Annotated in this window: 7 protein-coding genes; 5 read left to right on the top strand and 2 right to left on the bottom strand. The window is 70.8% G+C overall.

Translation table 11 applies throughout. The features are described from left to right. Positions 1-46 precede the first annotated feature (46 nt). The 4 genes from LWC35_RS06525 to rplL all read left to right on the top strand — a co-directional run bounded on the left by LWC35_RS06525 (position 47) and on the right by rplL (position 3,173). Positions 47-637 carry an Rv1363c family protein gene (locus LWC35_RS06525; RefSeq protein ID WP_232868978.1) on the top strand — a complete coding sequence of 197 codons (591 nt, stop codon included), beginning with the start codon at positions 47-49 and terminating at the stop codon, positions 635-637. A gap of 136 nt (positions 638-773) precedes the next feature. Next, on the top strand, positions 774-1,790 hold the full coding sequence (locus LWC35_RS06520; RefSeq protein WP_232868977.1) for a hypothetical protein: 1,017 nt from the start codon (positions 774-776) through the stop codon (positions 1,788-1,790). Between the two features lie 384 nt (positions 1,791-2,174). Beyond that, on the top strand, positions 2,175-2,729 hold the full coding sequence (gene rplJ, locus LWC35_RS06515; RefSeq protein WP_232868976.1) for a 50S ribosomal protein L10: 555 nt from the start codon (positions 2,175-2,177) through the stop codon (positions 2,727-2,729). A gap of 48 nt (positions 2,730-2,777) precedes the next feature. After that, positions 2,778-3,173, top strand: coding sequence for a 50S ribosomal protein L7/L12 (gene rplL / locus LWC35_RS06510; protein WP_232868975.1), 396 nt, complete (start codon positions 2,778-2,780; stop codon positions 3,171-3,173). Between the two features lie 109 nt (positions 3,174-3,282). Here the strand turns inward: rplL and LWC35_RS06505 are convergent, their stop codons facing one another. Both LWC35_RS06505 and LWC35_RS06500 read right to left on the bottom strand, forming a co-directional pair. Beyond that, on the bottom strand, positions 3,283-4,947 hold the full coding sequence (locus LWC35_RS06505) for a class I adenylate-forming enzyme family protein (RefSeq protein ID WP_232868974.1): 1,665 nt from the start codon (positions 4,945-4,947) through the stop codon (positions 3,283-3,285). 8 nt (positions 4,948-4,955) lie between these two features. Then, the gene (locus LWC35_RS06500) at positions 4,956-5,930 is read right to left on the bottom strand and encodes a cyclase family protein (protein WP_232868973.1); all 975 of its coding nucleotides are present in this window, start codon (positions 5,928-5,930) and stop codon (positions 4,956-4,958) included. A gap of 662 nt (positions 5,931-6,592) precedes the next feature. Here LWC35_RS06500 and rpoB point away from each other — a divergent pair. Then, the gene (rpoB, locus tag LWC35_RS06495; protein WP_232868972.1) at positions 6,593-10,102 is read left to right on the top strand and encodes a DNA-directed RNA polymerase subunit beta; all 3,510 of its coding nucleotides are present in this window, start codon (positions 6,593-6,595) and stop codon (positions 10,100-10,102) included. Positions 10,103-10,138 lie beyond the last annotated feature (36 nt).

The following is a 10,138-nucleotide window of genomic DNA, read 5'->3' as shown; positions in this document are numbered from 1 at the left end:
CACACCCCCGATGGCCGACGCCCCCACGGCCGGATGGAGTCCCGCAATGACTGCGAGCACGACCGAGAGCACGGCGAACACGACGCCCGCCGACGAGCCCGACCTCGGGCCGTCGGGCGGCAGGAGGCGGTTCGGCGGGCCGCGGGCGCTGCAGGTCGCGGCCGCCGTCGCGGTCGTCGCGGCGCTGGTGTTCGGCGTGCTGTGGCTGACCACACTGCTGAGCGGCGAGCGCACGCTCGCCGAGGAGCGCGACGACGTGCTCGTCGCGGCCCGGCAGTCCGCGATCAGCCTCAACACGCTGGACTGGCACGACGTCGACGGCGGGCTCGACCGGTGGGAGCAGACCTCCACCGGCGCGGTCCTCGACGAGTTCCGCACCAACCGGGCGCAGTACGCGCAGTTCGTGGCCCAGTCCAAGCGGACCACCACGGCGACCGTGTCCGACGCGGCGGTGAGCGAGCTCGACGACCGCGCCGGCGTCGCCCGGGTACTCGTGGGCGTCGACGTCACGGTGACCCCGGACGGGCAGCAGCCCATCCCGACCCGGCAGCGCCTGCAGCTCGAGATGAGCCGCACGGACGACGGATGGAAGGTCAGCAAGCTCGCGCCGGTGCGCGCCCCCGGTCAGAGCGGCTGAGGCTCGCTCCGCACGCTCCGCTGGGTATCGATGCTCGCTCCGCACGCTCCGCTCGGTATCGATGCTCGCTCCGCACGCTCCGCTCGGTATCGATGCTCGCTCCGCTCGGTCGACCGACGGCCCCCAGGAGGTCACCATGTCCCCCCAGCCCCGCAAGCCCGCCCCCACCCCCGCGTCCCGGCGCCGCACCGCCGGCATCCGGCGCCCGCGCGTCGCCGGCCGCCCGGACACGGGCCGGCCCGACACCGGCCGTCCGGACGCCCCGGCCGAGGCCGGCGAGAGCGAGGTCCGCCCGGACGTGACGCGGGCCGACAGCCGGCACGCGCTCTTCGAGCCGGAGACGGCGGAGCTCGCAACCCCGGAGGTCGACGGCGAGGCGGAGACCGCCGCCGTGCCCGCCACGGACGGCACGGGCGGCACGGACGGCATGGCCGGCACGGACGCCGGCGAGGACGTCGGGCACCCCGGAGGCCCAGAGGTCGACGGGGCCGCCGAGGCGGGGGAGCGGCCGGCCGGGGCCCGGGCCCGGCGCGCCCGCCGGGCTCGACGCGAGCGCGACGAGGCGTTCGGCCGCGTCGAGGAGCCGGCACGGCGGTCGCGGCGCGGGCCGAAGGACCTGCTCCGCCTTCCCGCCCCGCCCCGGACGAAGCGGGGCACCACGATCCTCGCGGGCGTCACGGTCGTCGCGCTGGCGCTCGCGGTGCTGGCCGGGGTGAGCTGGTGGAGCATGAACCACACGCCCGCGGCGCGGAACACCGCGCTGGTCGACGTCGCGGCGACCACGCAGGTCAGCCAGCAGCTCGGCGACGCGGTGAAGACCGTCTACTCGTACGACTACACCCGGCTCGACCAGAACGAGGCCGCCGCCCGCCAGGTCATCACCCCGGAGTTCGGCCAGCAGTTCGACCAGCTCTTCGGCGAGGTCCGCAAGCTGGCGCCGCAGCAGCAGGCCGTGGTCACCGCGACGATCTCGCAGGCCGCCGTCGAGTCGATCACCGGCGACCGGGCCGTGCTCATGGTCTTCCTCGACCAGCAGGCCACCCGGGCGGCGAACGACCAGGCGGGCCAGCAGGTGGCCGCGGCGGGCCGGCTCACGGTGACCGGGCAGCGCGTGGACGGGACCTGGAAGATCGCGGACGTCGCCGTCGCGTAGCGGCGCATCGACACCGTCGCGTAGCGGCGCATCGACACCGTCGCGTAGCGGCGCATCGTCACCGTCGCGTAGCGGCGCATCGACACCGTCGCGTAGCGGCGCAGGGACGCCGTCGCGCGAGAACCGGCACCCCGGCGGCGCGGCCGTCGCCGGGGTGCGTATGCTGGACGTCGGTTCCACCGAAGACCGCAGGTCTGTCCACCGGCCCCGCCGGAGGACACGAAGGCCCCGCAGCCGCGGGCGGCCCGCGCAGGAGGACGAGGCAAGCAGCCCGGGTGCGCACGCGCGCCCGCACTCCACGCCCCGTGCCCTGCGCACGGGGCGTTCGTCGTCTCCGGGCCTCGGGAAGCGGTGGCACACCGACACCCCGAGAGGAGGCATCACATGGCACGACCCGACAAGGTCGAGGCGGTCGAGGAGATCGCCGACCGGTTCCGGGGCGCGTCCGCCTCGGTGGTCACGGAGTACAGCGGTCTCACCGTGGCTCAGCTGAGTCAGCTGCGCCGCGCCCTGGGCGCGGACGCCAGCTTCCGCGTCGCCAAGAACACCCTGGTGAAGCGGGCGGCTGCAAACGCCGGCGTCGACGGTCTGGACGAGCTCCTGACCGGCCCGACGGCGATCGCGTTCGTCACCGGCGAGGCGGTCGACGCCGCCAAGGCGCTGAAGAACTTCGCCAGGGACAACAAGGGCCTGGTGATCAAGGGCGGCTACATGGACGGCCGCGCCCTGTCGGGCGCCGAGGTCGAGCGCCTGGCCGATCTCGAGTCCCGCGAGGTCCTGCTGGCCAAGCTGGCCGGCGCCATGAAGGGCAACCTGGCGAAGGCCGCGGGCCTGTTCAACGCCCCGGCGTCGCAGGTCGCGCGTCTGGCCCAGGCCCTGGCCGACAAGCGGGCCGCCGAGGGCGGCCAGGACGACACCGCCGCCCCCACCGAGAGCTGATCCGGCTCCACCCCAGATACACCCCAGACACACGAGAAGGAGCCAGAGATGGCGAAGCTGTCCAGCGACGAGCTGCTCGACGCGTTCAAGGAGCTCACCCTCATCGAGCTCGCCGAGTTCGTGAAGAAGTTCGAGGAGACCTTCGAGGTCACCGCGGCCGCCCCGGTCGCCGTCGCCGCCGCGGGTGCGCCCGCCGCCGGTGGTGCCCCGGCCGAAGCCGAGGCCGAGAAGGACGAGTTCAACGTGGTCCTCGAGGCCGCCGGCGACAAGAAGATCCAGGTCATCAAGGTCGTCCGCGAGCTGGTCTCGGGCCTCGGCCTGAAGGAGGCCAAGGACCTCGTCGAGTCGGCCCCGAAGCCGGTTCTCGAGGGTGTCGCCAAGGACGCGGCCGACGCCGCCAAGGCGAAGCTCGAGGAGGCCGGCGCGAAGGTCTCGCTGGTCTGACCAGCGTTCGATCAGCGCCGCCTGATCCCCGCCGCGACGCCGCCCACGGGCGGCACGGCGGGTCCACGAACGGCCCTCCCGCTCGCGCGGAAGGGCCGTTCGTGCGTTCTCAGGAGTTCTCGCGGTCCCGCAGCTCGCGGCGCAGGAGCTTGCCGCTGACCGTCTTCGGGATCTCGTCGAGGAACTCGACCTGCCGGGGGTACTTGTAGGCCGCCATCCGCTCCTTGGCGAAGGCGATCAGCTCCTCGGCGGTGACCTGCTTGCCCGCGCGCAGGCTCACGAAGGCCTTCACGGTCTCGCCGCGGTACTGGTCGGGCACGCCGACCACGGCCGCCTCGCGCACCGCCTCGTGCTCGTAGAGGACGTCCTCGACCTCGCGCGGCCAGACCTTGTAGCCGCCCGCGTTGATCTGGTCCTTCTTGCGGTCGACGATGTAGAACCAGCCCTGGTCGTCCATGTACCCGACGTCGCCGGTGTGCAGGGACCCGCCCGGGATCGCCCGCTCGGTCTCCTCCGGCTTGTTCCAGTACCCCTTCACCACCTGCGGCCCGGTGGTGACGATCTCGCCGACCTCGCCCGGCGGCAGGTCCCGCCCGTCCTCGCCGACGATCCGCACGATCGTGTCGTAGACCGGCACCCCCACCGACAGCGCCCCGGAGGCCTCGTCGACCGGCGCCTCGGCGTGCCGCGGCGTGCAGTGGCTGGGCGAGGTGGTCTCGGTGAGCCCGTAGATGTTGTGGATGTACTGGCCGAAGGCCTGCTGGAAGGCCTTCACCGTCGACGGCGGGATGGGCGCCCCGCCGGACCAGATCTTGGTGAGCGTGCGCAGCGCGCCCTGGTCGGCGTTGGGGGCGTTCATCAGCGCGATGAACACCGTGATCGAGCCGACCGTGAAGGTGGGCCGCTCCTCGCGGATGATGTCGATCGCCGCCGACGGCTCGAAGCGGTGGAACAGCACGAGCGGCGCCCCGAGCAGCATGGCGATCGTGACGTGCCCGATGAGCCCGGTGATGTGGAACAGCGGTGCCACGCCGAGCACCACGTCGTCCGGGCCGAGCTCGCAGAAGCCGCGGTAGGTCTGCGAGTTGAACACCAGGTTGGCGTGGGTGTTCATGGCACCCTTGGGCGGGCCCGTCGTGCCCGAGGTGTAGGTGAGCACCGCGGTGTCCTGCGGGTCGAACGACACCGCCGGCGGCCGCTGCCCGCGGAACCGCTCCACGAGCTCGGCGAGGTCCACGGTGCCGTCGACGGCGCCGATCCGCTCGACGCCGCCGAGGATGCGCTCGTCGCCGCGCGTCTGGTGGTCGAGCTCGCTCGTGGTGAGCACGGTGCGCACGGCGGTGTCGCCGACGACCTTCGAGGCGACGTCCCGGTAGAGGCTCTCGAGGGTGACCAGCACGCTCGCCCCGGAGTCGGTGAGCAGCAGGTGCAGCTCGCGCTCGCGGTTCATCGGGTTGACGTTGACGGCGATGCCGCCCGCCTTCCACGCACCGAGCAGCGCGATCACGTACTGCGGGTCGTTCTGCAGGAACAGCGCCACCCGCTCGCCGGCGGAGAACCCGCCGTCGAGCAGGCCGGCGGCGACGGCGTCGGACAGCTCGTCGAGCTCGCGGTAGGTGATCCGGCCGTCGAAGTAGCGGAGGGCGTCGCGGTCGCCGTGCTGCTCCACGGTGGCCCGGAACAGCGCGAGCATGTCCGGGAACTCGGGGGTGATCGTGGTGGGCTGGCCCTGGTCGTAGCGGGCGAGCCAGGGCTTGTCGTCGTAGACGGACACCGGGTCTCCTAGCGGATGGCGATGGGGTTGACGGGGGCTCCGGTGCCGTGGACGACCTTGAGCGGGGCGGCGGCGTAGAGGAAGGACCAGCGGTTGTCGGCGGCGCAGGCGTCGGCGAGGTCGTCGAGCCAGGCGATCTCGGTGAGGGTGACGCCGAGGTTGCGCATCAGCGCACAGTGCAGGGGCAGCGCGACCCCGGAGTTCGGGTCGGCGGTGACCTCGTTGGCGATGGTGTCGGTGACCAGGTTGGGGATCTCGCGCTCCTGGAACCACTCGACGAGCTCGCGGGAGTAGGTCAGGCCCGGCTCGACGAAGCCGTCGTAGAAGCTCTCGGGGTCGTTGAGCTCGTACCAGTACTTCATCCAGCCGGTCCGGATGACAAGGATGTCGTGCTTCTCGATCTCGACACCCTGGTTCTTCGCGGCGGCCTCGAGGTCGGTGTGGTCGAAGGTCTCGCCCTTGTCGAGCCAGGGCTTGCCGCGGTGGCGGGCCATGTCGATGAGCACCCCGCGGCCGACGACGCCCTTCTCGGCGATGGGCAGCACCGAGGCCTTGTCCATGGCGTCGATGGTGGTGCGGGCGTCGTAGCCGTTCCAGAGCTGGCCGTCGTACCAGACGTGCCCGAGGGCGTCGTACTGGGTGGAGCCCTGCAGGAAGAGGTGCGCGGTGTCGTCGGCGTAGTGCAGGCCACCGGGGAAGGCGGGGGCGTTCTCGCCGTCCCAGGTGCCCTCGTCGAGCTCGTTCTGCCGGGTCATGCCCTTGCGGCCGGGCCAGATGGGGTCGCCGGGGCTCTCGGTGCGGCCCATGTGGATCTGCAGGGTGAAGACCTGGCCGGACCGGACGTGTTGCACGCCGCGCAGGACCTCGCCGGCGTCGAGGTAGTTCAGGCAGCCCAGCTCGTCGTCGGGCCCCCACTTGCCCCAGTTCCTGGGGGCGTCGTCGCCCAGCAGCTCGGCCATCGTCGGCACGGTGTTCTCGGCCATTCGTCGACCCCTTCGTCAACGGGTGTGAGACAGGTGCATGATCGCGCGCCCCGATCCTTCTGGCGGCGCTCTCCGGGCGTCAAGGCCGGTGGGCGAGGCGGCCTGACCGGAGGATCGGGCCGGGGCGTAGGCTGGAACCAGAACCCACCCCTGTTGCTCCGGACGAGTGAAATTCGTGCGGCGCGACGGACGGCAGGTCGGGTCCCGCGGGCCCGCCGACGAACGGTCCACCGGGGGCCGGGAGCCCTGAGCTGCCGGTCGTCCTTCGGGAAGGACCACTTACCGACGCGTACGGTCTTGACTCGGTGCGCCTGCCGGGTCACTCTTACGTCACGGTGCTTGGCTCCGGTGGTGAGCTGAGCGACGTGTCTCGACAGCGGCTGCCTTCGCGGCTAGACTGACTCTTTGCGCTGCCTCCGCCCAGGTTCGGCGTGCACGCTGTCGGAAGTCCGCCGGTCGAAAGGCCGGGTCGGGAAGGTTCGCCAGGGTGCTCGGCGGACCTGGTCGGAGCGTGGCGCCCTGACAACGAACGGCGAGTTCAGCTCCCTGGCCACCCGACACGTCGCAGACCGCCGGACCGGTACCGGTGCGGTGACGCCGAACGGTAGCGCCTCGGGGGCAGTGCCCGCCAGACGAGAGCGTAGTTCTCGGAAGGACGCATCTTGGCTGTCTCCCGCGCCACCGTGACCACTGCGAACCCGGGGAGCGTCGTCTCGGCGAACCCCAACTTCCCTGGCGCACCCACCCGAGTTTCGTTCGCGAAGATCGCCGAGCCGCTCGAGGTGCCGGACCTCCTCGACCTGCAGATCCAGTCCTTCCAGTGGCTGGTCGGGGACGAGGCGTGGTTCCAGCGCCGCATCGACGCGGGGGACGAGAACCCGGTCGGGGGTCTCGAGGAGATCCTCACGGAGATCTCTCCCATCGAGGACTTCTCGGGCTCCATGTCGCTGTCCTTCTCGGACCCGCGCTTCGACGAGGTCAAGGCCTCCGTCGAGGAGTGCCGGGACAAGGACATGACCTACGGTGCCCCGCTCTTCGTCACCGCGGAGTTCACCAACAACACCACCGGCGAGATCAAGAGCCAGACGGTGTTCATGGGTGACTTCCCCGTGATGACGGACAAGGGCACGTTCATCATCAACGGCACCGAGCGCGTCGTCGTGTCGCAGCTCGTCCGTTCGCCCGGCGTGTACTTCGACCACGCCATCGACAAGACCACCGAGAAGGACGTCTACTCGGTCAAGGTCATCCCCAGCCGCGGGGCGTGGCTGGAGTTCGACGTCGACAAGCGCGACACCGTCGGCGTCCGCATCGACCGCAAGCGCCGCCAGCCGGTCACCGTGCTGCTCAAGGCGCTGGGCTGGACGACCGAGCAGATCCAGGAGCGCTTCGGCTTCTCCGAGACGATCCTCGCCACCCTGGAGAAGGACCACACCGCCGGCCAGGACGAGGCGCTGCTCGACATCTACCGCAAGCTGCGCCCGGGCGAGCCGCCGACGCGCGAGAGCGCCCAGACGCTGCTCGAGAACCTGTTCTTCAAGGACAAGCGCTACGACCTGGCGAAGGTCGGCCGCTACAAGGTCAACAAGAAGCTGGGCCTGGCGGAGCCCACCGAGGTCGGCACGCTGACCGAGGAGGACATCGCCACCACCATCGAGTACCTCGTCCGCCTGCACGCCGGTGAGACCTCGATGAAGGCCAAGGACGGCGAGACCGAGATCCCGGTCGAGACGGACGACATCGACCACTTCGGCAACCGTCGCCTGCGCACGGTCGGCGAGCTCATCCAGAACCAGGTCCGCGTCGGCCTGTCCCGGATGGAGCGCGTCGTCCGCGAGCGGATGACGACGCAGGACGTCGAGGCCATCACGCCGCAGACCCTGATCAACATCCGGCCCGTCGTGGCCGCGATCAAGGAGTTCTTCGGCACCTCGCAGCTGTCGCAGTTCATGGACCAGCACAACCCGCTGGCCGGCCTGACCCACAAGCGGCGCCTGTCCGCGCTGGGTCCGGGCGGTCTGTCGCGGGAGCGCGCGGGCTTCGAGGTCCGCGACGTGCACCCGTCGCACTACGGCCGCATGTGCCCGATCGAGACCCCTGAGGGCCCGAACATCGGCCTGATCGGCTCGCTGTCCACGTTCGCGCAGGTCAACCCGTTCGGCTTCATCCAGACGCCGTACCGCAAGGTCGTCGACGGCGTCGTCACGGAGCAGATCGACTACCTGACCGCGGACGAGGAGGACCGCTTCGTCATCGCGCAGGCCAACGCGCCGCTGAACGAGGACGGCTCCTTCACCGAGGACCGCGTCCTGGTCCGCCGCAAGGGCGGCGAGGTCGACCTGATCCCGCCGACGGGCGTCGAGTACATCGACGTCTCGCCGCGGCAGATGGTGTCGGTCGCGACCGCGCTCATCCCGTTCCTCGAGCACGACGACGCGAACCGCGCCCTGATGGGCGCGAACATGCAGCGCCAGTCCGTGCCGCTGCTCCGTTCCGAGGCGCCGCTGGTCGGCACCGGCATGGAGCTGCGCGCCGCGGTCGACGCCGGCGACGTCGTCGTCACCGAGAAGGCGGGTGTGGTCGAGGAGCTCTGCGCCGACTACATCACCGTCATGGCCGACGAGGGCACCCGCCAGACGTACCGGCTGAACAAGTTCCGGCGCTCCAACCAGGGCACCTGCAACAACCAGAAGCCGATCGTCGACGAGGGCCAGCGGGTCGAGGTGGGCCAGGTGCTCGCCGACGGGCCGTGCACCGAGAACGGTGAGATGGCGCTGGGCAAGAACCTGCTCGTGGCGATCATGCCGTGGGAGGGCCACAACTACGAGGACGCGATCATCCTGTCGCAGCGCCTCGTGCAGGACGACGTGCTCACCTCGATCCACATCGAGGAGCACGAGATCGACGCCCGGGACACCAAGCTCGGCGCCGAGGAGATCACCCGGGACATCCCGAACGTCTCCGAGGAGGTCCTCGCGGACCTGGACGAGCGCGGCATCATCCGGATCGGCGCCGAGGTCCAGCCCGGCGACATCCTGGTCGGCAAGGTCACCCCGAAGGGCGAGACCGAGCTGACCCCGGAGGAGCGCCTGCTCCGCGCGATCTTCGGCGAGAAGGCGCGCGAGGTCCGCGACACCTCGCTGAAGGTGCCGCACGGCGAGAACGGCAAGGTCATCGGCATCCGGGTCTTCTCCCGGGACGACGACGACGAGCTGCCCCCCGGCGTGAACGAGCTGGTCCGCGTCTACGTGGCCCAGAAGCGCAAGATCTCCGACGGCGACAAGCTCGCCGGCCGCCACGGCAACAAGGGCGTCATCGGCAAGATCCTGCCCGCCGAGGACATGCCGTTCCTGCCGGACGGCACGCCGGTCGACATCATCCTGAACACGCACGGCGTGCCGCGACGCATGAACATCGGCCAGGTCCTGGAGACCCACCTCGGGTGGATCGCCAAGTCCGGCTGGGAGATCGACGGCAACCCGGACTGGGCGAAGATGATGCCCGAGGAGCTCTACTCCGTGCCGCCGAACACGAACACCGCGGTGCCGGTGTTCGACGGCGCCAAGGAGCACGAGATCACCGGGCTGCTCGGGTCCACGCGCCCGAACCGCGACGGCGACCGCATGGTCGGCCCGGACGGCAAGGCGCAGCTGTTCGACGGGCGCTCCGGCGAGCCGTACCCGTTCCCGGTGGCCGTCGGCTACATGTACATCCTGAAGCTGGCGCACCTGGTGGACGACAAGATCCACGCGCGGTCGACCGGCCCGTACTCGATGATCACCCAGCAGCCGCTCGGCGGTAAGGCCCAGTTCGGCGGCCAGCGCTTCGGCGAGATGGAGTGCTGGGCGATGCAGGCGTACGGCGCGGCCTACACGCTGCAGGAGCTGCTCACCATCAAGTCGGACGACGTGGTGGGCCGGGTCAAGGTCTACGAGGCCATCGTCAAGGGGGAGAACATCCCCGAGCCGGGCATCCCGGAGTCGTTCAAGGTGCTCCTCAAGGAGCTCCAGTCGCTGTGCCTGAACGTCGAGGTGCTCTCCAGCGACGGCGCGGCGATCGAGATGCGCGACACGGACGACGAGGACCTCGAGCGCGCGGCGGCGAACCTGGGCATCAACCTGTCCAGCCGCCCGGGCTCGGACTCGATGTCCGTCGACGACGTCGTCAACTGACAGTTGGGGGGGCTCTGATCAGTACAGCCCCCCCAA

This window comes from Pseudonocardia kujensis (assembly GCF_021283305.1).
Classification (GTDB): Bacteria; Actinomycetota; Actinomycetes; order Mycobacteriales; family Pseudonocardiaceae; genus Pseudonocardia; species Pseudonocardia kujensis.
The sequence above is the reverse complement of the archived record's forward strand: the minus strand, read 5'-3'. Positions and strand labels throughout refer to the sequence as shown.

Coding starts and splice junctions, on each gene's coding strand:
- LWC35_RS06525 (WP_232868978.1), top strand. CDS start 47: ATGACTGCGAGCACGACCGAGAGCACGGCGAACACGACGCCCGCCGAC.
- LWC35_RS06520 (WP_232868977.1), top strand. CDS start 774: ATGTCCCCCCAGCCCCGCAAGCCCGCCCCCACCCCCGCGTCCCGGCGC.
- rplJ (WP_232868976.1), top strand. CDS start 2,175: ATGGCACGACCCGACAAGGTCGAGGCGGTCGAGGAGATCGCCGACCGG.
- rplL (WP_232868975.1), top strand. CDS start 2,778: ATGGCGAAGCTGTCCAGCGACGAGCTGCTCGACGCGTTCAAGGAGCTC.
- LWC35_RS06500 (WP_232868973.1), bottom strand. CDS start 5,930: ATGGCCGAGAACACCGTGCCGACGATGGCCGAGCTGCTGGGCGACGAC.